The organism is Paenibacillus sp. 4624 (assembly GCF_050435065.1).
Taxonomy (GTDB): domain Bacteria; phylum Bacillota; class Bacilli; order Paenibacillales; family Paenibacillaceae; genus Paenibacillus; species Paenibacillus amylolyticus_D.
Genome location: NZ_JBNDJR010000001.1, coordinates 650424 through 675688 on the forward strand (window position 1 = coordinate 650424; position 25265 = coordinate 675688).

Genomic DNA, 25265 nt, shown 5'->3' on the forward strand with positions numbered 1-25265 from the left:
TAACACAAAAAGGCTTCTTGAACTCACGTTCAAGAGGCCTTTTTTAGCGAAGCCCAGGTACTGTTTTATAAACGAATCAAGCAATGATTTTCGTCTTTTTCGCATTTTCAGCAGAGCGTTTCGTCAAGTTACTTAAAGGTCGTTTTAACAAGAGAGCAAGAATCAGACTAAGCGCAATGAACAGGCACAACCACAGGATGTCCTTTATGGCTGTTGACCATAAAATACCACCAACAGCTTCACGTAGCAGACTGATAGCATAGGTGAACGGCATGAATGGATTTAACGCCTGAAAAAAAGGCGAAGTCATGCTGATCGGGAAAGTACCACCCGAACTGGAGAACTGAAACACCATGAAGATGATGGCGATGCCTTTGCCAATATTGCCGAATACAGATAAAAGGGTATATGTGATCGTCACAAACACCGCACTCACCAGCATGGCGAATAAAATAAACAACCATTTATCTGCGACATACGTTCCTAGAATCCAAATGTCTCCTGCTGTAACACATATCGCCTGCAATAAACCAACGGTTAAGAAAGTCGCTAGACGACCGAGGTACAGTTGATATCCGCGGTATGTCCCCTCCGGGTTTTCTGCTTCCGCACGCAGTAGGGATATTAGCAATGTTGAACCTACCCATAGTGATAATACGGCATAGAACGGTGACATGGCTGAACCGTAATTCGGAATGGGGTATAGGTGTTGCTCCTTAATCTGTACTGGACTCGCAAGGAATGCACTTTCCTCTTCGATATCCCCCCGTAGCAATTTGGCAAGCTCGGCAAACTGATTATTGCCTTCGACTTCTCTTAATTTCTCGGCAGCTTTGCGGATGGCACTTTCCAGCTCTGGCAAGTCCTCGCGAACAAGAGTAGCTACGCGATGGACGCCTTGTTGCACATCGGGCAGTTGTTGCTGCACAAAGCTGGATGCTTTGCCAATTTGCTTCTCAGCCTGGGGCAGATCATTACGAATAAAATCTGCAGCTGTATTTAATTTATCCTCCAGCTTGGGCAGATCACGCTGAATAAGAGAGGATACCGTGCTCAAAGCACGAATAAAGGATTCACTCTTCGTGCCAAGGGTTTGTGAAATCTCGTGTACTTTGGCCTGAATATCGGGTAGATCACCCTGGATTGTTTCCAGCTCCGTTTGACCAAATCGAATGCCCTCCTTCGCTGCAGCGAGAATTGCTGCAATGTCGGGAAGACGCTCCTTTGCTGCTTGCAGCGTATTTGCTGACGTAGATAGAACTGACTTTAGCAGATCGGTTGCGTCCGTGAGTGCCGGAACAATCTGAGTGTCAAAGGTGCTTAGGAGGCGATCGATCCCCGTGCTAATGTTCCGATTCATTTCATTTAATCGGGCAACAACTTCTGCTGGCGGAATCGTGTTTTCCCGTAAGGCTGTACTAATGATTCCGGCCAGTTTTATTTGTTGCTGAAGTTGTTCGGATATCGTTTGCAATTGCTGTATCCTTGCTGCCAGTGGATGAGAGGGCAGTATAGCATCAATTTTGGCGAACAGGTCGGACATACTGTCCACGATTTTTACCGCAGTGCCTAGACGAGAAGTAAAACGGTCGATGTCATCAGCGCTCGGTAACTTACTCCAATCGGTTCCTTTCAATTGTTCGAACATATCGCCAGCTGCGTTTGTTATTTGCTGCACTAACAGCAGATTTTGGCGAATCGTTGGCGTGATCGACTGGAAGGCTTCCTGACTGGCACCTGCAAATTGATTCAATCCATTAGCAAACTGCACTGCGTTATCCGAAATTTCGGACACTTTATAAAGATCCTGTTCAGCAGCAGATACGATAGCAAGAGCTTGATTCGTCTTATTCAGGGCAGTTTGAATCACTCCAGAAACTTGTCCAAAGTTGGCATCAACCTCTTGAATGCGGGCGACGGCTTGCTCTATTTCTGGTATTCGATCTTGCAAGGCTACCACCTCTGAAGCAGCGGCTTTGATCTGAGGCCAATACTGCTGTACTTTCAGTACATAGCCAGCAGCTTCATTGATTTCAGGCAGTCGTTTCTCCAATTCCACAATTTTTTGTGCCTGCTTCACAATCTCCGGCATGGCCCGGTCAACTTCGAGCACTTTCTGACCTGCTGTCTGGATTTCAGGCAGATTTTTCTCCAGCATAAAGATGCCACTTTCCATTTTGCGTAGCGTGGGCAACTGTGCATTAATCTCTACGCCAGCCTCCTTCAGCTTGGTAAGCACGGCTTCACTGACGGCTTCGGTAAAATTCTCATTAATCTGCGTTGTAATGGCGGATACGCCCGAACCGGTTATTTTGGGAGCGATGGCATTGACCTTTTCATTGACTGTGTATATGACTTCAGGCCGATCCAGTTTTCCATCCACAATGCCTGTAATCCGTGATGAAAAATCAGCAGGAATGAGTAGGCTGGCATAATACTCACCGGTCTGGACACCGCGGCTAGCTTCGGCTTGATTCACAAATGTCCATCCCAGCTTGTGGTTATGGCTTAAACTATTCATTAACTCATCGCCAATATTAATGGTAGTACCCGTAACCGTGGCACCCTTGTCTTCACTAGTGACGGCGATTTTGATGCCTTGTGTATTACTGTACGGGTCCCAAACGGATTTGACATTCACCCAGTCGTATACACCTGGCAGTAATATGATTGCGATGATCAGAAATATACCTGTGGGTACTTTAAAAATATGTAGCCAGTCTGTCTTGTAAATATGCCATATGTGACGCATGGTGTCCTCCTTCAAAATAATGAAGAGAGCTATAACAGTGGAGGGAAAGGCTCACCTTCCTTACGTTGTTTACTCCCTAAGCTATATGTATATCGGAAAAAAGGCGGGTTTAATAAATGACCATGTGTATAAACTTTCCCCAATTGAAAGGAGACTGATTCACAGTCTTCATAGATTCAGGAGAAGAATTTGAAAATAGGGGACAGATGGTGTTATTTGGATCAGAAAGAGGTTGTAATTGTCTATGGATAAATATGCAGGTTTGTTGTATAATTATAAACGACGAATGACATGTGATGTGACATGGATGTTTTTTCGCCTAAATGCTGATTCTAATAAGACGAAGCAGAGGATTTGCACCTGCGATGGTGAGGTGTTGACAGAGGGTTGTCTTTCTGTCATAATTCATGAAGACAAACGGGCATATTGAGACAGAACTCTGTGAGGTTCCTCATATGCACGACATGAATAGCACCTTTAAATCAGTCCCGTGAGACTGGCAAGGTAACGTGAACGATTCATCTTTTATTTGCTGCGGCAGATATAATGATGCATCCCGAGAGTAAACTTTCTTCAGCGACGTCTGAAGTTCGGAGACTCCTTGCCAATAAACACGGCAAGGAGTCTTTTTTGTTCTCCTCGTCACGGGGCCATGGTTTCGAAGGAAAATCCTGAGGAGGCTGAACGCATGAGCACAGAGACACATGTCATTATGGATGAAACGGCGATTCGCCGCGCATTGACAAGGATTGCCCATGAAATACTGGAGAAGAACAAAGGCATCGACGATTGCGTGCTGGTTGGAATCCGCACCCGCGGAGTATATCTGGCAGAACGAATCGCCGCCAAGATTGAGGAGATTGAAGGCGCCAAAGTTCCCTGGGGAGAACTTGATGTAACCCTCTATCGTGATGACCGGCTGGATGATCACCAGACGAATCGCAAGGAACTGTTGATTATGACACCTGAATCACTTTCTATTCATAACAAAAAAGTGATTTTGTTCGATGATGTGCTGTACACCGGACGAACAATACGAGCTGCGATGGATGCGCTGATGGACTGCGGAAGACCGCAGAACATACAGCTGGCAGTACTTGCAGACCGTGGACACCGGGAACTACCGATCAGACCTGATTTTATTGGCAAAAACGTGCCGACATCCAAATCAGAAGAGATCGAGGTTGCACTCATGGAGACAGACGGACAGGATGAGGTCAAAATCATACAGAACCGAGGGGAGCAGGCATGATGATTACACAGACAGCGTTGAAAGACCGGAGCTTGCTTGGATTGAAAGACATTAGCCGTGACGAGATCGAGTCGATTCTGAACCGTGCAGCCCACTGGGAAGCACAGAAGGAAAAACTCGTTCCGATCCTGGAGTCTCGCTTTGTAGCGAACATGTTCTTCGAGAACAGTACCCGTACCCGATTTTCATTTGAAATGGCAGAGAAGCGGCTGGGAGCTCAAGTGTTGAACTTCTCAGCAGCTGCATCAAGTGTAGAAAAGGGAGAGTCGATCTACGACACGGTTCGAACACTTGAATCTATGGGGATCGATGCAGGGGTCATTCGCTTGAAACCGGCTGGTGTCTTGCAACAACTGGCTCAGAAGGTAAGTGTACCGCTAGTGAATGCGGGAGATGGCAATAATGAGCATCCGACCCAGGCGCTCCTTGATCTCTATACGATGCGGAAGGCATTTGGTGAGCTGAAAGGTTTACGTGTCTCGATCATCGGAGATATCATGCATAGCCGGGTAGCACGCTCTAACTTGTGGGCACTGCAAAAGTTTGGTGCAGATGTACGATTCTGCGCACCACAAACGATGCAGGCGCCGGAGCTTGCGGAACACGCACCTTATGTAGGTCTTGAAGAAGCGCTGGATGCTGATGTAGTCATGATGCTCAGGGTTCAACTGGAACGTCATCAACATGGCCTGATCACTTCAGCTGAGGATTATCGCGAACACTACGGATTGACGGAAGAACGGGCGTCACGCCTCAAGCCAAGTACGATTATTATGCACCCTGCTCCTGTGAACCGTAACGTTGAAGTCGATGATGCGGTTGTAGAGAGTGAAGCATCACGGATTTTCCCACAGATGGCAAACGGAGTTCCGATCCGCATGGCGGTTATGGAACGTGCGATGAAGCTGTAACAGGGCCTAGCATAGAGTCATAGGCTGGCGAGACGATGTTCTTGCACACCAACGAAGAGAGTAGACGATAAAACATTCATCTAGCGGATCTACCCTGCTGGACAGAACCGAAGCGGAGGGCAATTATGGTACAGGTGATAAAAAACGCAAACGTCTTGAATCAACAAGGGGAACTTGAACGGAAAACGATTCTTATAGAAGAAGGTAAAATTAAAGCGATCGCTGGCCCGGAAGATGAAATCGTACGGAACGCCGAGAAGTCAGCAGAGCAGGTAACGGACGCATCAGGCAAGCTGGTGATCCCTGGATTAATCGATATGCACGTGCATCTACGCGAGCCTGGATTCGAACATAAAGAGACGATCGAAACAGGAGCTCGCTCCGCTGCGCAAGGCGGTTTTACAACCATTGCCTGCATGCCGAATACAAGACCGGTAACCGATACACCTGAGGTTGTAGAACTGGTACTGAACAAAGCAAAGGAAGCAGATCTGGTTAAAGTGCTGCCCTATGCGGCGATTACCAAAAACGAACTAGGCCGCGAATTGACTGACTTTGCCGCATTAAAAGCGGCAGGTGCGATTGGCTTCACGGACGACGGCGTAGGTGTACAAAACGCGCAAATGATGAAGGATGCTATGAGCCTCGCAGCCAGCATGGATATGCCCGTGATTGCCCATTGCGAGGATGATTCGCTAGTGGTTGGCGGATATGTCACGGAAGGTGAGTTTTCCAAGCGTCATGGTATCAAAGGGATTCCGAATGAATCTGAAGCGATTCATGTAGGCCGCGACATTCTGCTTGCAGAAGCAACAGGGGTACATTACCATGTATGCCACGTTAGCACAGAACAATCGGTTCGTCTGATTCGTCTGGCGAAATCGATCGGTATCAAAGTGACTGCTGAGGTATGTCCGCACCACCTTGTTCTATCCGATGAAGATATCCCAGGCATGGACGCCAATTGGAAAATGAACCCGCCGCTGCGCTCACCACGTGATGTGCAGGCTTGTATCGAAGGATTGCTGGATGGAACGCTTGATATGATCGTGACTGACCATGCACCGCACAGTGAAGATGAGAAGGCAAAAGGCATGGAGCTCGCTCCATTCGGCATCGTTGGATTCGAAACAGCCTTTCCACTGCTCTATACCAAGTTTGTTGAAACGGGATTGTGGACCTTAGACTTCCTGGTCAAACGCATGACGGCTGATCCGGCTCGCGTATTCAGACTGGATACCGGCAAGCTGGAAACAGGAGCCCCTGCCGATCTGACGATGATCGATCTGAATCAGGAAAAGGCTGTTGACCCGGCAACATTTGCAACAAAAGGCAGAAACACACCGTTCACAGGCTGGAAGCTAAAAGGCTGGCCGGTACAAACATGGGTGAATGGCAAAAGCGTATGGAATAACACGTTAGAGCAATAAAACAGCAACATGCTGACGTAACACATCGTTAAAAGGATACAATGGCACTCATAACAAATTTTAATGAAACATCAGCTTAGGGTTTACCATCTTTTTTAGAACAAACTCAAGGCAAGTCATGCCGAGAGCCCAACATACAAAACAAACACAGTTAAATGTACTTTTTTGAACTTTGAGCACCACCTTAGCTGCGAAGTGGACAGAAAGGACCCGAAGAAGCGAAGCGCTCGCCTTTATCACCGGATTACACCATTTAAAAAATGGAACCAAAGTAATCCGGGGATAACAGCGATCGCAGGGTTTTCTGTCCACGAAGTCTCACGCTAAAGTAACTCCACGTTCAACCCAAGGCCATTTAACTTTGATAAACACAGAGGGAGTGAAATGGGATGCAGGGACAGGCAAGATTATTGTTGGAAGACGGCACGCTGTTCACCGGGAAAGCATTTGGTGCGGAAGGTGAAACGACAGGAGAGGTCGTTTTTAATACGGGAATTACAGGCTATCAAGAGGTACTTTCAGATCCTTCATACTGTGGCCAGATCGTAACGATGACGTATCCATTGATTGGTAACTACGGGATTACGCGGGATGACTTTGAGTCGATTCGTCCATACGTACACGGTTTCGTAGTACGACGCCATGAGCCGACGCCGAGCAACTGGCGTGCAGAATACAGCGTGGATAATCTGCTGAAAGAATACGGCATCGTAGGGATCAGCGAGATTGATACACGGATGTTGACTCGCCGGATTCGTCACCACGGTACAATGAAGGGAATTCTCACAACAGGATCGAAACCTGTCGAAGAACTGCTGGAGATGATGGGGGACACTACGATTGAGCAATTGCGTAATCAGGTGCCTATGACGTCCACAGAGCATGTGTACAACAGCCCGGGAACAGCAGAACGAATCGTCCTAGTTGACTACGGTGCAAAAACAGGGATTTTGCGTGAACTCAGCAAACGTAACTGTGACGTTGTTGTCGTACCTCATGACGTAACGGCTGATGAGATTCGCAGACTGAACCCGGATGGCATTCAGTTGTCCAACGGACCTGGGGACCCGAAAGACGTACCTCATGCCGTGAACATGATCAGCGAGTTGCTTGGTGAATATCCGATCTTCGGAATCTGCCTGGGTCACCAGTTGTTCGCCCTGGCAGCAGGCGCAGACACGGAAAAACTCAAGTTTGGACACCGCGGAGGCAATCACCCGGTCAAAGAACTGGAGAGCGGGCGTTGCTTCATCACATCCCAAAACCACGGTTACACGGTAAACGAAGAGTCTGTGAAAAGCACAGATCTTGAAGTTACACATATCAACAATAATGACAAGACCATCGAAGGTCTGAAACATAAAACATATCCTGCCTTCTCCGTACAATATCACCCGGAAGCAGCGCCAGGACCTTATGATAACAGCTACCTGTTTGACCGTTTCATCGAGATGATTCGTGAGTACAAGATCACTAACCCGCAAAAGCCGCGTCAAGCCGTATTGGCAGCCGCAGTGAAAGGAGCGCAATAACATGCCGATTAACAAAGATCTCAAGAAAATCCTGGTGATTGGTTCCGGTCCAATCGTCATCGGTCAAGCAGCCGAGTTCGACTATGCCGGTACGCAAGCTTGTCAGGCACTGAAAGAAGAAGGCGTGGAAGTTGTACTCATTAACAGCAACCCTGCGACAATCATGACGGACACCAATATGGCTGATAAAGTCTACATTGAGCCAATTACGCTTGATTTTGTAACACAAATCATTCGTCAGGAACGTCCAGACGGTTTGTTGCCAACACTGGGCGGCCAAACAGGTCTGAACATGGCTGTAGAACTCGCACGTGCGGGAGTGCTTGAGCGCGAAAATGTGAAATTGCTCGGAACACAACTGACTTCCATCGAAAAAGCGGAAGACCGCGATCTGTTCCGTGATCTGATGCGTGAGTTGGAACAGCCTGTACCGGAAAGTGTCATCGTTACAACACTGGAAGAATCCCTGCAATTCGCGGGCGAGATTGGTTATCCAATTATCGTGCGTCCTGCCTACACACTCGGCGGAACAGGCGGCGGAATCTGTGCAAACGAAGAAGAGTTGCGCGAAACCGTAGCTGCTGGAATTCGTTACAGCCCGATTGGTCAATGTCTGGTAGAGAAAAGCATCGCCGGCATGAAAGAAGTCGAGTACGAGGTTATGCGTGACAAAAACGATAACTGTATCGTAGTCTGCAACATGGAAAACTTTGACCCGGTGGGCGTTCATACAGGTGACAGTATCGTTGTGGCACCGAGCCAAACGCTCTCTGACCGGGAGTACCAAATGTTGCGTTCCGCTTCCCTGAAAATCATTCGTGCCCTGAACATCGAGGGAGGTTGTAACGTACAGTTCGCACTTGATCCACACAGCTTCCAATACTATGTTATCGAGGTTAACCCTCGTGTGAGCCGTTCATCGGCGCTGGCTTCCAAAGCAACAGGTTATCCAATTGCGAAAATGGCTGCCAAAATCGCGATGGGTTATACGCTGGATGAGATCGTTAACCCGGTCACAGGCCAAACCTATGCTTGTTTTGAGCCGACACTTGACTATATCGTAAGCAAAATTCCACGCTGGCCGTTCGACAAGTTTACATCTGCAAACCGCAAACTGGGTACACAGATGAAAGCAACAGGCGAAGTGATGGCGATTGGACGTACGTTTGAAGAGTCCATTCACAAAGCGGTTCGTTCTTTGGAGATCGGGGTACACCGCCTTTATCTGAAAGGCGCAGAAACACTGGATGAAGCGACCTTGGACGAACGTCTGATGAAAGCAGACGATGAGCGTATGTTCCTGATCGCGGAAGCATTCCGCAGAGGGTATACGCTGCAGCAACTGCAGGATTTGACCAAGATCGACTGGTGGTTCCTGGATAAAATCGAAGGGCTTATTAAGTTCGAAGACCGCGTTCGCGCAGAATCCGAATTGACTTCCGAGACGCTCTATCAAGCGAAACGCCTTGGCTTTACGGACCGGGCTATCGCTGAACTGCGTGCTGAAGGTCAACCTGGAGGTACATTGACGACCGAAGCAGAAGTCAGAGCACGTCGTGAAGAGGAGAACCTTCGTCCAGTTTACAAGATGGTAGATACCTGTGCGGCCGAGTTCGAAGCGACAACACCTTATTATTACTCGACGTATGAGACAGAAAATGAAGTACTGCCTTCGGATAAGAAAAAAGTGGTTGTACTTGGTTCGGGCCCAATTCGGATCGGTCAAGGCATTGAGTTCGACTACTCCACAGTACATGCGGTATGGGCGTTGCAGAAAGCCGGATATGAAGCGGTTATTATTAATAACAATCCCGAGACGGTTTCCACAGACTTCAACACATCTGACCGCTTGTATTTCGAGCCGCTGTTCTTCGAGGATGTCATGAACGTTATTGAACAAGAACAACCCGTAGGTGTTATCGTGCAGTTCGGTGGTCAAACGGCAATCAACTTGGCAGCACCGCTACGCAATGCAGGAGTAACGATCCTCGGAACGGATCTGGAAAGTATTGATGAAGCAGAGGATCGCAAGAAGTTCGAGCAGCTGCTCTCCCGTCTGGAGATTGCACAGCCAAAAGGTAAAACGGTCACTTCCGTAGATGATGCTGTGGAAACAGCTCAATCCCTGGGATATCCTGTACTCGTTCGTCCTTCGTATGTCCTGGGCGGTCGAGCGATGGAGATTGTATACTCCGATGCAGAACTCTTGACTTACATGGAGCAAGCGGTAAAAATCAATCCGGAGCATCCGGTTCTGATCGACCGTTATATGCTGGGTAAAGAGGTTGAAGTGGATGCCATCTGTGACGGTGAAACCGTACTGGTTCCAGGCATCATGGAGCATATCGAACGCGCAGGGGTACACTCCGGTGACTCGATCGCGGTATATCCACCACAGCACCTGTCGGCAGATCTGAAAGAAAAAATTGTCGAGATTACGATCAAAATCGCCAAGGAACTGAAAACGATCGGACTGGTGAACATCCAGTTTGTTATCCACGACGGTCAGGTATACGTTATTGAGGTCAACCCGCGTTCATCCCGTACCGTACCTTTCCTGAGCAAAGTAACCAACATTCCAATGGCGAACCTGGCAACACAAGCGATCTTGGGTGTGAAACTGAAAGACCTGGGTTATGTGGATGGTCTGTGGCCTGAAACGGATCACGTATCGGTAAAAGTACCGGTGTTCTCATTTGCGAAGCTACGCCGTGTTGAACCAACACTCGGACCTGAGATGAAATCAACAGGCGAGGTTATGGGACGTGACCCGAACTATGCGAAAGCCTTGTTCAAAGGTCTGATCGGTGCGGGAATGAAAATTCCAGCTACTGGGGCCATTGTGGTTACTGTCGCAGACAAAGACAAGGACGAAGCAGTACCTTTGCTCGAAGGTTTCTACAGACTGGGCTACAAAATCATGGCAACTGGCGGAACGGCAGCTGCGCTTCAAGCGGCTAACATTCCGGTAACCGTTGTGAACAAATTGAGCGAAGGCTCACCTAACATTCTTGATATGATCCGCAGCGGTGAAGCGAACTTTGTGTTCAATACCCTGACTAAGGGTAAGACGCCACAACGTGACGGATTCCGTATCCGCCGTGAAGCGGTTGAGAATGGTGTGGTATGTATGACTTCCCTGGATACCATTCGTGCGCTGCTGATCATGCTGCAAACGATCAACTTCTCCTCGGAGGCTATGCCAGCCTTTGTATAATGAATAGTCACTTGATGAAGGACATCAGTCAGCCCGCGGGCTGGCGGGATGTCCTTTATATCGGGCAAAAACGGAAAAAATGAGCACGCGGAAGGGGCGCTGGGATATGAATCACCCGAATTTCAATGAAATGGCTGGACGTCTGATGGTTGCACTCGATTATCCGGGGGCAGATGAGGCACAGAAACTGGTACAGGCACTTGAGGGCATTCCTTGTTATCTCAAGGTCGGCATGCAGCTTTTCTATGCAACGGGTCCGGACTTCATTCGGGAGTTAAAAGCGAGAGGGTACTCCGTGTTTCTTGACGTGAAAATGCATGATATTCCGAACACCGTGCGTGGTGGGGCTGAGAGCATCACACGTCTTGGGGTGGATATGTTTAATGTACATGCGGCGGGCGGCACCAGCATGATGCGTGCAGCACGTGAAGGCGCGGAAGCAGCGCTTGCTGCTGATCCTTCCCTGACAAGACCTGAGATTATCGCCGTGACACAATTGACCAGCACAAGTCTAGAGACGATGAATAACGAGATCGGCATCCCTGGGAGTGTAGAGCAAGCGGTAGTTCGTTATGCCGGATTGGCGCAGGAGGCCGGGCTGGATGGTGTGGTGGCTTCTCCGCTTGAAGTGCCAGCGATCCGGGCAGCATGCGGCAGTGATTTTCGTACGGTAACCCCCGGCATTCGTCCAGCAGGCAGTGGCCTCGGTGACCAGACACGTGTCCTGACACCAGGTGAGGCCATTAGCAGAGGCAGTCATTACATCGTTGTGGGTAGACCCATTACCGGTGCACCAAACCCGCGTGAAGCGGCAGAGATTATTTTGAAGGAGATGTTGAACGTATGATCGAACTTAGCCAAATTCCAAACCATATTGCTTCCCAGTTGCTAAAAATCAAAGCGGTGGCACTGCGTCCACAGCAGCCATTCACATGGACATCCGGCATCAAATCACCAATCTATTGTGATAATCGGCTGACGATGTCTTATCCTGAGATCCGTAACGATATTGCCGAAGCATTTGCCGCGATCATTCGTGACCAGTATCCAGATGCTGAAGTGATTGCAGGTACAGCAACCGCGGGTATTCCACACGCCGCATGGGTAGCTCAGAAGCTGAATCTGCCTATGGCCTATATTCGAGATAAAGCGAAAGGCCACGGCAAGGAAAATCTGATTGAAGGTTTAATCAGCGAAGGACAAAAAGTAGTTGTGATTGAGGATTTGATTTCAACCGGAGGAAGTTCGATTAAAGCGGCAGAAGCTGTACGTGCGGCAGGGGCGACACCACTCGCAGTTCTTGCCATTTTCAGCTATCAGCTGGATAAAGGTGTGAAAGCGTTCGAGGAAGCCGGCATACCGCTGCAAACGCTGTCCAATTATACAGCGCTGATGGATGTTGCGTTGGCTCAAGGAACCATTCAAGAGAGTGATTTTGCACTGCTTCAATCGTGGCGTGAAGATCCTTCTTCATTTGGTAAATAATATCATTCCATCAACAATAGACTGTTGCTCAGCAAACGGTATCAAAATTGTAATGATTCCCGTAATGACGGCAAAACAATCGAATAATCAAGAGGCATCCCGTAACTCGGGGTGCTTTTTTGTTATGTTCATCAAAATATTAACTTTTTCACACTGACGTTGTAAAAAGCTTGTAACTTTTAGTAGAGAGCAGTCGTTTATAATTCAGTGTAGCATGGAACAGATTTCTAGATTTAGGGCGCATGAAGGAAATGCGCGGCATAACAAGAGAGGATGAGCGTGATTGCTGGCATGAAAAAGTTATTTTCAAAGAAAAGAACTGCCAAGAGCCAATCGAGTGAAGAACGCGAACAGGAACAACCTGTGCTGGAGAAAAGGGCTGCATCGGAAGAATCTTCGTACATAACGGAGCCCGAGTCTCTAAGCACGGAAGCGCTCACGTCAGATGAGATTTCTGCTATGGAGGAGTCTGCAACGGCTATAGCCATAGAGGAGACACCGCAGAAGACCAAAGCGAGGCCGAGAAAGGAACTGTTGCCTCCGTATGATGGACCCGTGTTGGAGGTACGCAACGTTCATCGCAGCTTTCAGACAGGCAGTCGTATCATTCATGTGCTCAAAGGCATTGATATGGAAGTAAATCCGCAACAGCTTGTTATGCTGAAAGGACGGTCTGGCTCAGGTAAGACAACATTGCTGAACATGCTTGGCGGACTTGACCAGCCTTCGAGTGGAGAGATTCTATTCTCCGGACAACCTCTTCAGGATTGGGGAGATCAACGGCGAACCGCTTTGCGGCGCAGAGAGATTGGATTTATTTTTCAAGCGTATGCACTTATGCCTTTATTATCTGCTTGGGAAAATGTAGAGCTTTCGCTCCGGATGGCGGATGTGCCGCGGTCCGAATGGAAGGACAGAGTAGGTCACTGTCTGGACTTGGTTGGACTGAGCAAACGCGTGAAGCACCGGCCTTTTGAGATGTCCGGGGGGGAGCAGCAGCGGGTGGCCATCGCTAAAGCGATTGCACACAGGCCTCGGTTGCTGCTTGCGGATGAACCGACGGCGGAGCTGGATTCCAAAATGGGCGCACAGGTTATGGCTGTGTTCCGCAATATCATTGAAGTAGAACAAGTAACGATATGTATGACTACACACGATCCTACAATTTTGGAGGTTGCGGACCATGTTTATGAAATGGCGGACGGCAGATTTCTCACGTAAAGGTGCCGTTCCGAAGAGGGGGAAACGTACAGCGCTTATTGTACTTGGTGCAATACTCGCTGCAACGATGTCAGGCTGTTCATTGCTGCCATCTGAATCGGAGGAAGAGGTGCTTCCACCAATAACACCGCCAACGATCTCCAAAAAACCGGAATATGAAGTTCGTACGGAGACGCTGGAGAAAAAGGTGAGCGGCAGTGGCAAGTTGATGAGTCAGCGTGAAGAAAAAGTATATTTTACGCTGGATGGTATGCACATTCAGGAATTGAATGTAAAAACCGGAGATAAAGTGAAGAAAGGACAGGTTCTCGCTGTCCTCGACGTAACAAGTGTGGAGAAGGAGATTCGCGGCAAGCGGCTTCAGATTCGCAAATCGGAAGTACAGATGAAGGAAACGCTGCGCAAGAAGGATGAGATGGACCCGGTGGAGTTTGAAGAAGCGACTATTGCTTTTGAAGAACTTCGTCAGGAGCTTGCTGATCTGGAAGAAAAGCTGGGACAATCCACGTTGACAGCTCCATTTGGCGGCACCATTATTGCGGTTCAAGTGGAAAAGGGCGCAGCGGTGAAAGCGTATGATCCGATTGCGACTATTGCGGATACGTCCAACCTGGTTGTGGCGGCCACATTTGCCAAGGAGGATCTGGAGAAATTCACGTCTGGCATGAAGGCTGAGGTTGACATCAACGGTGCTGGCAAAGTAGCCGGTAAGATCAAAGCAATGCCTACGGCTAATGCTTCAAGTAACAATAGTGGCAATGGATCAGGTCAGGGTGAAGGCGGTTCACCTCCGGCGAAGGAAACGCTGGATCAATATGTCCTTGTTACCTTGGCGAAAATGCCAAAAAACGTAGAACGCGGTACACCTTTAACGGTTTCAATCGTAACTCAGCGCACCGAGAACGCAATTGTCATTCCTGTATCTGCTCTGCGCTCCATCGGTTCCAGAACCTATGTACAGGTGATCGAGAATGATGGAAGCAAGCGTGAAGTGGATGTTGAGGTTGGACAGCAGACATCAACTGATGTCGAGATTCTGAAAGGTCTGACGGTTGGTCAGAAAGTTGTGGGACGCTAATGGGGCTGCCATTGCTTCGGCTGCTGTTCCGCAAAATGTGGAACACACGCTGGATGACCTTCAGCACACTAATCGGTTTGATTGTGGCGGTAGCGTTCACCGTCAGTATTCCAATGTATGCCGATGGTGCGTTGAAACGGGTTGTCGCGCAGACGCTGCAGGATAACAGTGAAGGTTTACCAGCAGGATCGCTGTTGATGAGTTATCAGGCACCCGGTGGTGCAAAGACCGATACCAGAGGACTGGATGAGGTGGATCGCTACATTCGTGAGGACGTTCCTCGCGACATTGGATTTCCATTTCATACGTATGTGAATTCGAGATCCATTCGCAGTACAGAAGTCAATCCTGAAGATCCGACCAAAGTGGATGCAAGCCGCGTGCGGAGTATGACACTGGGTACGATGAGTGGGCTGGATGATCAGGTGAATTACTCGGCGGGTGTCAAACCCGGCAATCAGGTCAAAGACGACATTATCGAAGCTGTGATGCTGGAAGAAGGCATGTACCGGAATGATTTGCATGTGGGTGATATTTTGGAATACCCGATTTACAGTGGTCTGAATATCACGTTGCGTGTAAAAATTACAGGTTCCTTCAAGGCCGACAATCCGAACAGTCCGTATTGGGTTCAAGGCTTTGACGGTATGATGAATGGACTTTATGTGAATGAATCGGTTTTTAACGACGTATTACTCAAAGAAAAGGGTATTCCACTACAGAATTCACGCTGGTACTATGCATTCGATCTGAAAGAGGTTCAAACCAGCCAGTTATCTGGCCTCAGCTCTGTATTGGAACGGCTGGATATTGATCTCTATCAGCGGCTGAAAGATACCAAGGTTGATATTACCTTCGGTGATCTGCTCAAGCAATTCCGTAGCCAGAGTTTGCAACTGCAGACGATGTTGTTTACGCTCGCTGCGCCAATGATTGCGATGGTCTTTTATTTTATCGCGATGAATGCCAGACAATCCCTGCAAAAGCAGGAAAGCGACATTGCTGTGCTTCGCAGCCGTGGAGCCTCGGCTCGTCAGATCTTTTCGCTCTATCTTCTTGAAGGTATTTTCTTGGGCGCGATTGCACTTGTTGTTGGACCGTTTTTGGGATGGTTCATGGCGAAGAGTATCGGCTCGGCAAGTGGATTCTTATCCTTTGTAGATCGAAAATCCATTCCGATTGGAGTCTCCAAAGAAGCGATTCTGCTTGGCATGGCAGCGGTACTTGTTGCCATTATTGCATCTTTGATTCCAGCAATTACGTATGCACGGGCAACGATTGTATCGGCCAAAAGGCGTCAGGCACGTACCGATCGTGCCCCGCTGTGGCAACGCTGGTTCCTTGATGTGGGACTGCTCGGTCTAGCGGGATACGGATACTATCTGTTTTATGAACGTCAGATGCTGACGTTCCAGACGGGGATGACGACGGATCAGTTACAGGTGCAACCGTTTCTGTTTTTTGTGCCTGCACTGGCGATCTTTGCGCTAGGACTGTTTTTCCTGCGTTTGTTCCCATGGATTTTGAAACTGATACAGTTGATCGGACGCAAGCTGCTGCCAGTCCCGCTGTATCTGACGTTGACACAGTTATCCCGTTCGTCTTCATCCTATTATCCGCTTATGATTCTATTGGTGCTGACGCTCGGCCTTGGCGTATATAACTCGGCTGCAGCGCGAACCATTGATTTGAATTCAACCGAACGCACGTTATACCGTTATGGCTCAGATGTTATTATGCAAACGGTATGGGAAGGAACCCCCGAGGTGAAGCCAGGAGGTTCTGGACAGGGCGGCGGATCAGGCGGCGGTCAGCAAGGTGGAGGCGGCGGTGCCGGTGGTGGCGCTGGTGGAGGAAATGGCGGAGGCGGAGCTCCTGGCGGAGGAGGTGGCGGCGGGTCATCGCAGCCAACCAAAATCATATACTCCGAGCCACCATTTGAAGTGTTCCGCCAATTAAGCGGTGTGGAGCATGCAGCACGGGTACTGCAAACGAAGGGCAACATTATTGTCTCGGGTAAATCCGGGGGACAAGGGATGCTTGTGGGCATTGACAATGTGGACTTTGCCAAGGTGGCCTGGTTCCGTAACGATTTATTCCCAGCACATCCATACAAATATCTTGATTTGCTTGGCAAATATGAAGGGGCTGTGCTGATTTCTTCGAAATTTGCTGACAAGTTCAAGCTCAAAACGGGAGACATGGTCTCCATGGGGATACAGGGTCAAGCGATAGAATTTGTTGTTTTTGGCATTATTCCATACTGGCCTTCACAATACCCGGATCAGATGCCATTCTTCGTGGCCAATCTGGATTATATCTACGATCAGGTCCCACTAATCCCCTATGAGGTATGGTTAAAAATGAAACCGGATGCCAAGGTGGCTCCATTAATGGAGAAACTTGCGGCAGAAGGCATCGAGCTATCCTCTGTCCGTGATGTGCGAACCGAACTGGTCACTCAGGGAAAACATCCATCCAGAGGCGGGGTATTCGGCATTCTGAGTTTGGGATTCCTTGTATCGGTGATCATCTCGTTAATCGGTTACGTGCTGTACTGGTTCTTTAACCTTTCGGGACGTGTAGTACAGTTTGGTGTCCTGCGGGCTATGGGCCTATCCAGAGCACAGCTTAGCGGTATGTTATTGCTGGAGCAGGTATTTACGGCGGGGCTTTCGATCCTGCTGGGGATTAGTATTGGTCAGGTTTCAAGCAGGCTCTTCCTGCCGTTCTTGCAAACAACGGATAATGTGTCTGCGCAGGTTCCACCATTCCGCATCGTCTTTGAACAGCAGGATATGCTGCAACTGTACGGCGTAACCGTAGTGATGCTGATTATCGGAGCATCGATGTTACTCTGGCAGATTCGCAGGCTGAGAGTACACCAGGCGGTCAAAATGGGAGAGGAGAGGTAAACGTGATCCAATGCGAAGGACTTGTCAAAATTTTTAAATCCAGCGATGTGGAAGTCGTTGCCCTTCAAGGTCTCAATCTGACCGTCAATCAAGGTGAAATGATGGCGATCATCGGCAACAGTGGTAGTGGTAAATCAACATTGCTTAACATCCTTGGCGGTCTGGATCGCCCTACCGCTGGCACGGCGGTGGTTGGGGATTGGGACCTGCTTAAAATGACGGATGCTCAACTAGTGGAATACAAACGTCACACCGTCGGATTCATCTGGCAAAATAACGGTCGCAATTTGCTGCCTTATCTCACCGCGCTGGAAAATGTGGAAACACCGATGATTCTGGGTGGCAAACGTGATCGTAAATACGCCATGCAGCTACTCGAATGGGTCGGTCTGAAGGATCGGATGCATAACAAACTGCATCAGTTGTCAGGCGGGGAGCAGCAGCGTGTAGCGATTGCGATCTCCTTGTCCAATCGGCCGAAGATTTTGCTGGCAGATGAGCCTACAGGTTCCGTCGATTCCGAGACGTGTGATACGATCATGAACATTTTTCGCAAAATGAATAAGGAACTGGGTGTCACCATTGTCATTGTTACCCATGACTTGACGCTTGCTGGTAAAGTTGATCGGATCGTTGCGATTCGAGATGGTCTGACGAGCACTGAATTTGTGAAACGCAATCCAAATCTGGATGATGATCAGGGGCTGTCTGAAGCTGGTGCTCCCGACGTTCATGAAGCTTTTGTCATTATTGATCGTGCAGGGCGGCTTCAGGTACCGAAAGAGTATCTGGAAGCCTTATCCATTGATAGTCGCGCTACATTGGAATTCGACGGTGAACGTATTGTCATTACACCGCCAAGATAATTTAAGAGGGGGAAATGGGAGATGAAAAACAGGTTGTGGGGAAAACGTGTGCTGGCCATTGTGGCAACAGCGACACTGGCATTGCCACTTATCGCAGGATGTACAGCAAGTGAGAATACGGATAATGAACAGCGCGTGCTGCGCGTAGCGACACTCTGGGGAGGACAGGATGACAGCTACTTCCGTCAGCAATTTACGGATGCTTTTGAGCTTACACACAAAAATGTCACGGTCGAAATCGTGCCTGCGGTTGATCAGGGCAGCATGTATGGCTTTGGAAATTCGGAACAACCAAACGAAATGCCAGATACTATGGAGAGCTTGAAGAAAATTATGACTGGAGATAATCCGGTGGATGTCGTTGTAGCGGATACGACTACGATTAAGTCGCTAATCCAGGAGAACATGGTTAAGCAGCTTGATCCGTTAATGCAGGAAGACAAATTTGACACCAGCGATATCGTTCCTAGTGTACTTGAGGGAATTAAAGATCTGGGTGATCAGAACATTTACGCACTGACACCAACATTCTCTTCTTCTGCTTTGTTCTATAACAAAGGGATGTTTGAAAAAGCGGGTGTTGAACCGCCAACGGACAACATGACGTGGGACGATATCTTTAATCTGGCGACTCGCCTTACTAAAGGTGAAGGTAAAGACCATGTCTTCGGGATGGCGTTCACTACCTATAGCGGAGGCTCTCCGTATTACTCGATGCAGCAGTACTATAATTCGCTGCAGTTGAAAGTTTTTGACGATAAAGCAGAGAAAATGACCGTAGATTCTCCGCAATGGGAGAAAGTGTGGAGTACTGTTAGCAAGCTGGCGATTGACAAAGTCATCCCGAAAGGTGACGAACCACAGAATCAGCAAACAGAAGGACGTTACGATCCTGTTCAGGGTGATTTGTTCCTTAGCGGCAAAACAGCAATGGCGATCGGGGATTACAATTACATCAACCAATTAATTGATGCGAATAAAAATGCAGATAAAATGAAAGATTTTACAAAAATAGATTGGGACGTAGTAACCCCTCCCGTTCATCCAGAGGCTCCTGAGATCGGGGGGAACATCTATCTGAGCAGCTTGATGGCGATCAACAGCTCCGCTCAGAACCCGGATGATGCCTGGGAGCTGATCAAGTATATGAATAGCGAGGATTGGGCGAAGATCAAGGCACGCAGCAGCTATGAATTGGTATCCCGGAAAAGCTTTATTAAACCAAAAGACGGTCTTGATTACAATATCCAGGCTTTCTATACGTTGAAGCCGGTACCGCCAACCAATACGAATCTTGATAAACTGTATCAGAAGATGCCTGGATTGTGGCAGGTAAGCGACAAAGGTATGGAATATTTTAATCAAGTGTTAGAAAATAAAAAGACTCCGAAAGAAGCACTGGGTGAATGGGCAGCCAAAGGGAACGAGATGCTTGCGAAGTTGAAAAAAGACCCTAAAGCAACGTTCCAATAAGTTATGCTTTTCACGGTATCAAACATTTCGGCAGATCAGTTAGTCAGTTAACACCAGTAACATCCAATTAATCATGATCTTTACGATGAATATGGCCGCTGGAGATTTTATGATCTCTGGCGGCTATTTTTGCGAATTTGGGGTATTCTACAATTAACAGCAGTATATGACCCCTTTGGAAAGGAAGAACAGGATGAAATGGGTATATTTCAGCAAGCTGTATACAACGAAATTTCAAGCAGGCTGCCTGGCAAAAAGACTGGAGCAGGATGGCTGGATTTACGGACACAATGAGCCTGAAGAGGTTGAAGTATATCGTTCACGTAAAGGTCGGTATGGTGTACGATTTATTCCCTGAGATTACCCCTTGACTTGTAGTGGAGTAATAGTGTATATTAATTAAGCCGCTGTTTATTAATTTTAACGACGCGGGGTGGAGCAGCCCGGTAGCTCGTCGGGCTCATAACCCGAAGGCCGCAGGTTCAAATCCTGCCCCCGCAATATAGCTTTACTCGATGGTTTACAGCGACCATCTGCACTGTTATATATTATTTTGTCTAGGGCCCTTAGCTCAGTTGGTTAGAGCGGTCGGCTCATAACCGATTGGTCACAGGTTCGAGTCCTGTAGGGCCCATACTTCAAAACCCTTGCAAATGCAAGGGTTTTTTTCTGTTTTCATATGGAGATTCATAGTTTATAGCGGAACTTGGTATTGTATGGTTAGATGGACGGAGTCCACTAGTAGCAATTATCTTTCTAGTCATACAACTTTTTTTTGCCAAGGGTGTGTATGTCCATGCCACATAACGATTCTCACATATACTATCGTATTCCCACACCTAGGAGGTAGATTTCATGAGTCAATTTATTGATGCAAGAACGTCGCAGAATGCAAGTTTGGCGAACTCTATTGCGATACCAATCCTTGTAATTAACACGCCACAACTATTTGGTCAAATTGGTCTTGTTGCAGAAAATATTGGTGCTAACCCGCGTGTCCAGATGAAAGGAACCGTTACGGTACAACTTCCTCTTGCGCTTGTAGGGGTTACAATTACTATTGTCAGAGGCACGCTTTCAACAGACCCCGTTATATACTCTGCGACTTCGACATTTAGCTTGAGTGTGCTTGCACCGCAGGTGATCACCTTCTCTGCGGATGATTTTAACCCGCCAATCACCCCACAATTAACGTACACAGCATTTATTAGTTCTAACTTGCTTGGTACTATTCGTGTAGGCCCTGAGAATTTTGACGGTGCTCTGTACTCTGACTAATAGTTTGCTGGATGATAAAAATAAAGAAGCTAGTCAAGCTGTTTTTTTGATGTGAATTTTATGGATATTCATTGTATTGACGTTGTGCCTGTTTCTACGCGAAGCAGGCTTTTTTTATAGAAAGGGTAGAAATGAATGACGTTCTGTATTCGGGGGAAAATGAACAGAGTATAGAAAGTAGAATAAGAAGGATATGATATAATTGTTTTTTCATAGAATCAGATGACTTGGTCCTAATAAATAGATAGAAAGCGAGTTTGATACAAGTGATGATGAAGAAAGAAGGCCAGTATGTCCGGTTTAGTGAAGCGCCGGTTTGGGATTGGCAGAGAGCTTATTATGAACAGATGGGACTCGAAGCTTGGGAGAACCGCCAAGTGCCACAATATATTACGAGCAATCCCTTCATTGCAACCGCGTATGCGGAGATGATCTTTGGCTTTTTACAGGATCTGGCGATCAAAGGTGAACAGCATGAGATGGTAACCATTGTTGAACTTGGTGCAGGAGTAGGCAGATTGGCCCATCAGGTGTTGAACAAACTGTGTGCGTTGAATGAAATTGCGGGTACGGAGCTACCGCCTTTCCGTTATGTAATGACGGATCTGGCAATGGAGAATGTAATGGGGTGGAAAGAGCATCCGTCGATGCAAGCATACATAGAGCAGGGGATACTGGATTTTGCACGTTTCGATGCGATGCATGACACAGAGTTGAATCTAGTTATGTCCCAAAAAACGTTAAGGCAAGGGGATTTGAAGCAACCACTGCTTCTCATTGCCAATTATTTCTTTGATAGTATTCCGCAGGACTTGATTTACATTGGGGAAGGGAAAGTGTTTGAGTGTGATCTACTTGTTGAACTTCCACAGCATGTAGCGGAACAGAAACCTGCCGATATTTTGGAAAATATGACATTGCAATATAACTATCGTCCCGCACCCGAGTATATGGAAGAGACCTACCCATACTCCGAATTGATCTCGCTGTACCGAGCCGAGCTGGAAGATTCGCATATTCTGCTTCCCTCCACAGGACTAGGCTGTCTGGAGCGATTAAGCAAGCTTTCCCGGTCAGGTTATGTGTTAATTACGGCGGATAAAGGGGATCATCGGCTGGAGTATTGGAAATATGCGGAGCCGCCTGAATTTGCGTTTCATGGCAGTTTTTCGTTGTCGGCCAATTATCATGCGATAAAGGTTGTACTGGAACAGCAAGGTGCCTCCACGTATTTTACGGCACATCATTATAAGGATCTGAACGTTGGCATGATTTTAATGTTGGATGAGCCAATCCGTTATGTGAATACAAGGCTGGCCTATCATCGCTTTGTAGAGCGATTTGGTCCAGACGATTTCTTTAGTTTAAAAGAATGGGCAGACCTGAAGGTGGAGCAGATGGATCTGAGACAGCTTCTGGCTTTCTGGCGTTTGGGGAACTACGATGCCGAGTTTCTGCTGGTTGCATCCGCTCAATTCCATAATCTTTTGCCTGATGCAAGCGACGAGGAAATGCTCGATCTGCAAGCTGGAATCCGGATGATGTGGTCGTCATACTATGCCATGGAACATCAAGCTCAGGCGGCCTTTCTATCGGGCCAGCTATTATTAGAGATGTTCATGTACGAAGAGGCCAAAATGTTCCTGGAGAAATCACTGACTGCTGACCCGAATACGCAGCAAGCTGCAGTATTGTATGATCTCGCTGTGTGTTGTTATGAGTTAGAACTGGAACAGGAAGCCCGTATTTACGCTCTCCGTGTACTTGAAATAGATCCTGACCATGAAGAGGCTAAGGCACTTCTGGACGGTTTGGAGTGATTTCCGGTTCACAAACAACCTGCTATATTGGTGAAATCCGTTAAAATGAAACACTTTTCTATTTTTTGCGTATTACTAAAAGGAATTAATTTGAATTTTAAGTAATGATTAGAGGGAGGAGGGGGAGCGATGAAAAAAGGTCTAACTATTTTGTTATTTCCGTTTTTATGGCTTGTAGGGGCTCTTAGCATTCTCAGTGGAAATAGCAACAGCATGAGTGATCTGATCTCACTTAAAAAAGATATGGAGCGGGATTCCAGTTATGATGGGCAAGCCATGTTTAACCAGATTGAAGGCATTAAAAGCTAGTTACATAAGATGATAAGGACCATAGGGCAAGTCATACCTGAACCAATGGGGATTTGGCTTTTGTTCTAGAGTCAACGCACTGGCCCCGCAGGAAATCTCGTTATAATTGACAATAATGCACTCCCAAGGATTGGGCCATGAGACTTGGACATTCGCCCGGTCACTTGAGGGAAATATGCATATGTTATGGCATACCTTGAAATTCAAAGGAGGCCAATCAAATGAGTTATGTTGGATACGGTTGTGGCAATGTTGGTGGATTTGGCGGAGCGTGGACTTCGACTAGCGCAATCCTCGTTCTCTTCATTTTGCTTGTCATCATCACAAAATCGTTCTGGCTGTAAGATAACGGTCAGGCGCGCATGCACCAGCTCCACCAAGACTTTGGTGGGGCTTTGCTCTTGTTATACAGCCCAATATGACATGAATGACATTTGACAACTGAAAACAATGTGCTTAAAATCACATAAAGAGACTACTAACAGAGATTGAAGGGATTGCAATGCCGTTTATACGATTTAAAGGATTCACGGGTTCTAAATTAGAGGAAGTTGTGCCTCAAATTACCGAACAAATGGCCTTAATTACTCATATTCCGCAGGAACGAATGAAAGCAGAACGTCATGATGTACAAGCCTTAACACCATCCCCGGCGTCCATAGAGATTTTGATGTTTCAGCGTGATCAGGAGATACATGATCGAATTGCATCGTCCATGCAGTCTATTTTAGAGAAGGCTGAATTGCCGGATGTGCATATTTTTTTCAATATATTATCCCCCCATTTGTATTATAAGAAAGGCAAGCCGCTAACAGATTACCGATTGGATTAGACGGCGGTTAAGATGTGGGAAGTTCAGGATACAGTTCGGAAAAAGAAAAACGAAAAAGCTGCTTGGAGAGAAGCAGCCTAGTAGCCCCTAAGACGAGCAATTTTGACTATGCGCGTCTTTTTTTATTTATGCAAGGGTCGTCTGGTATTCAGACTTATTGAAGTACTAGAGAGTCTATGAGTTAATTGATGAACGGTCACGATCAGAGCGAGTGTAGCTAGTGAAAGGGCCGCAGCCCCCCAAAGTACCTGTGCTCGCCCTAAATATAGGATCGCGATTATCGTCATGACGAGTCCAATGCCAGCTACCGTATAATTTGAAAATGAGAGCAGGCTGCTCGCTTTAGCGATATCTTCGCCTTCCACCAGTCGTGGCTGCAGTTTCTCTAGAACCAGTGCTTCCCAGCGGATGACTACCGAAAGAATTACAGCACCGATAAACATAGGCGTACTATGTAATTTCAGGTGGGGCAAAGAGGATGCAATCCCGATGAGCAACAATGCTTTCGACAAAGGAATACCGATCAGGAGTTTCGTAAATGTACAGCGTTTCATCACCATAGGGAATGTGTATTTTGCTGCTACATGGGCTAGCAGGTAGACAAACAGGAGCAGCATTGCATATCCAATCCATTCCGTTTGTCTGTATATCAGGCAGGTCAAGGTTGTGATTGAGATCACTTGTATAAGTGAGAGCAGTGTTCTGGCAGCCCAGAATGGATAAAATGCGATGTTCATACCAATGTGTCCTTTCTGCAACGATACATCTATATCATATATCTTACGGCGCACGCTGCAGTAACACCACAAACAAAGTTATCATATTCCCGTCAGTGCGATACAAAAGACCAGCTACGCAGGGAGGCAACGGGTCTTTATACAAGTGTATTGTTGT

Annotated in this window: 20 protein-coding genes and 2 tRNA genes; 20 read left to right on the forward strand and 2 right to left on the reverse strand. The window is 47.5% G+C overall.

Annotated elements, in window-relative coordinates; genetic code table 11:
• Positions 1-76: 76 nt before the first annotated feature.
• The gene (locus ABIE27_RS02945) at positions 77-2752 is read right to left on the reverse strand and encodes a YhgE/Pip family protein (RefSeq protein ID WP_429349878.1); all 2676 of its coding nucleotides are present in this window, start codon (positions 2750-2752) and stop codon (positions 77-79) included.
• A gap of 688 nt (positions 2753-3440) precedes the next feature.
• On the opposite strand from ABIE27_RS02945, the gene pyrR reads away from it, so the two are divergent.
• From pyrR to ABIE27_RS03045, 20 genes are all read left to right on the forward strand, one after another.
• Entirely contained in the window at positions 3441-4004 is a 564-nt protein-coding gene (gene pyrR, locus ABIE27_RS02950; RefSeq protein WP_123062508.1) for a bifunctional pyr operon transcriptional regulator/uracil phosphoribosyltransferase PyrR, read from the forward strand.
• Positions 4004-4915 (forward strand): aspartate carbamoyltransferase catalytic subunit, encoded by a 912-nt coding sequence (locus tag ABIE27_RS02955; RefSeq protein ID WP_429349879.1) that lies wholly within the window; start codon positions 4004-4006, stop codon positions 4913-4915. Before pyrR ends, ABIE27_RS02955 begins: the two co-directional genes overlap by 1 nt.
• A gap of 125 nt (positions 4916-5040) precedes the next feature.
• A complete protein-coding gene (locus tag ABIE27_RS02960; RefSeq protein WP_123062506.1) occupies positions 5041-6345 on the forward strand; it encodes a dihydroorotase in 1305 nt (434 codons plus the stop codon).
• A 389-nt stretch (positions 6346-6734) separates the two neighbouring features.
• Positions 6735-7877 (forward strand): glutamine-hydrolyzing carbamoyl-phosphate synthase small subunit, encoded by a 1143-nt coding sequence (gene carA / locus ABIE27_RS02965; RefSeq protein ID WP_429349880.1) that lies wholly within the window; start codon positions 6735-6737, stop codon positions 7875-7877.
• A gap of 1 nt (position 7878) precedes the next feature.
• The gene (gene carB / locus ABIE27_RS02970; RefSeq protein WP_429349881.1) at positions 7879-11094 is read left to right on the forward strand and encodes a carbamoyl-phosphate synthase large subunit; all 3216 of its coding nucleotides are present in this window, start codon (positions 7879-7881) and stop codon (positions 11092-11094) included.
• Between the two features lie 106 nt (positions 11095-11200).
• Complete coding sequence (gene pyrF / locus ABIE27_RS02975) at positions 11201-11941, forward strand: orotidine-5'-phosphate decarboxylase (RefSeq protein WP_429349882.1); 741 nt, start codon at positions 11201-11203, stop codon at positions 11939-11941.
• The gene (pyrE, locus tag ABIE27_RS02980) at positions 11938-12579 is read left to right on the forward strand and encodes an orotate phosphoribosyltransferase (protein WP_123062502.1); all 642 of its coding nucleotides are present in this window, start codon (positions 11938-11940) and stop codon (positions 12577-12579) included. The genes pyrF and pyrE overlap by 4 nt, the downstream gene beginning before the upstream one ends.
• A 273-nt stretch (positions 12580-12852) precedes the next feature.
• Positions 12853-13800, forward strand: coding sequence for an ABC transporter ATP-binding protein (locus tag ABIE27_RS02985; RefSeq protein ID WP_240036610.1), 948 nt, complete (start codon positions 12853-12855; stop codon positions 13798-13800).
• Positions 13763-14878, forward strand: coding sequence for an efflux RND transporter periplasmic adaptor subunit (locus ABIE27_RS02990; RefSeq protein WP_123062501.1), 1116 nt, complete (start codon positions 13763-13765; stop codon positions 14876-14878). The genes ABIE27_RS02985 and ABIE27_RS02990 overlap by 38 nt, the downstream gene beginning before the upstream one ends.
• The gene (locus tag ABIE27_RS02995) at positions 14878-17793 is read left to right on the forward strand and encodes an ABC transporter permease (RefSeq protein ID WP_123062500.1); all 2916 of its coding nucleotides are present in this window, start codon (positions 14878-14880) and stop codon (positions 17791-17793) included. Before ABIE27_RS02990 ends, ABIE27_RS02995 begins: the two co-directional genes overlap by 1 nt.
• A gap of 2 nt (positions 17794-17795) precedes the next feature.
• Complete coding sequence (locus tag ABIE27_RS03000) at positions 17796-18659, forward strand: ABC transporter ATP-binding protein (protein WP_090923725.1); 864 nt, start codon at positions 17796-17798, stop codon at positions 18657-18659.
• Between the two features lie 21 nt (positions 18660-18680).
• A complete protein-coding gene (locus ABIE27_RS03005) occupies positions 18681-20132 on the forward strand; it encodes an ABC transporter substrate-binding protein (RefSeq protein WP_123062499.1) in 1452 nt (483 codons plus the stop codon).
• Positions 20133-20325: 193 nt separating this feature from the next.
• The gene (locus ABIE27_RS03010) at positions 20326-20490 is read left to right on the forward strand and encodes a hypothetical protein (RefSeq protein ID WP_186331731.1); all 165 of its coding nucleotides are present in this window, start codon (positions 20326-20328) and stop codon (positions 20488-20490) included.
• Positions 20491-20559: 69 nt separating this feature from the next.
• Positions 20560-20633, forward strand: a tRNA-Met gene (locus tag ABIE27_RS03015).
• Positions 20634-20692: 59 nt separating this feature from the next.
• Positions 20693-20766: transfer RNA gene (locus ABIE27_RS03020), tRNA-Ile, on the forward strand.
• Positions 20767-20987: 221 nt separating this feature from the next.
• Positions 20988-21410, forward strand: a complete 423-nt coding sequence (locus tag ABIE27_RS03025) for a hypothetical protein (protein WP_123062498.1) — start codon at positions 20988-20990, stop codon at positions 21408-21410.
• 269 nt (positions 21411-21679) lie between these two features.
• Entirely contained in the window at positions 21680-23230 is a 1551-nt protein-coding gene (locus ABIE27_RS03030) for a tetratricopeptide repeat protein (protein WP_240036609.1), read from the forward strand.
• 129 nt (positions 23231-23359) lie between these two features.
• A complete protein-coding gene (locus ABIE27_RS03035) occupies positions 23360-23539 on the forward strand; it encodes a hypothetical protein (protein WP_123062497.1) in 180 nt (59 codons plus the stop codon).
• 221 nt (positions 23540-23760) lie between these two features.
• Positions 23761-23883 (forward strand): sporulation protein YjcZ, encoded by a 123-nt coding sequence (locus ABIE27_RS03040; protein ID WP_123062496.1) that lies wholly within the window; start codon positions 23761-23763, stop codon positions 23881-23883.
• Positions 23884-24041: 158 nt separating this feature from the next.
• Positions 24042-24371 (forward strand): DUF1904 family protein, encoded by a 330-nt coding sequence (locus ABIE27_RS03045; RefSeq protein WP_123062495.1) that lies wholly within the window; start codon positions 24042-24044, stop codon positions 24369-24371.
• A 122-nt stretch (positions 24372-24493) separates the two neighbouring features.
• On the opposite strand, the gene ABIE27_RS03050 is transcribed toward ABIE27_RS03045, so the two are convergent.
• The gene (locus tag ABIE27_RS03050; RefSeq protein ID WP_151458033.1) at positions 24494-25108 is read right to left on the reverse strand and encodes a hypothetical protein; all 615 of its coding nucleotides are present in this window, start codon (positions 25106-25108) and stop codon (positions 24494-24496) included.
• Positions 25109-25265: the final 157 nt, after the last annotated feature.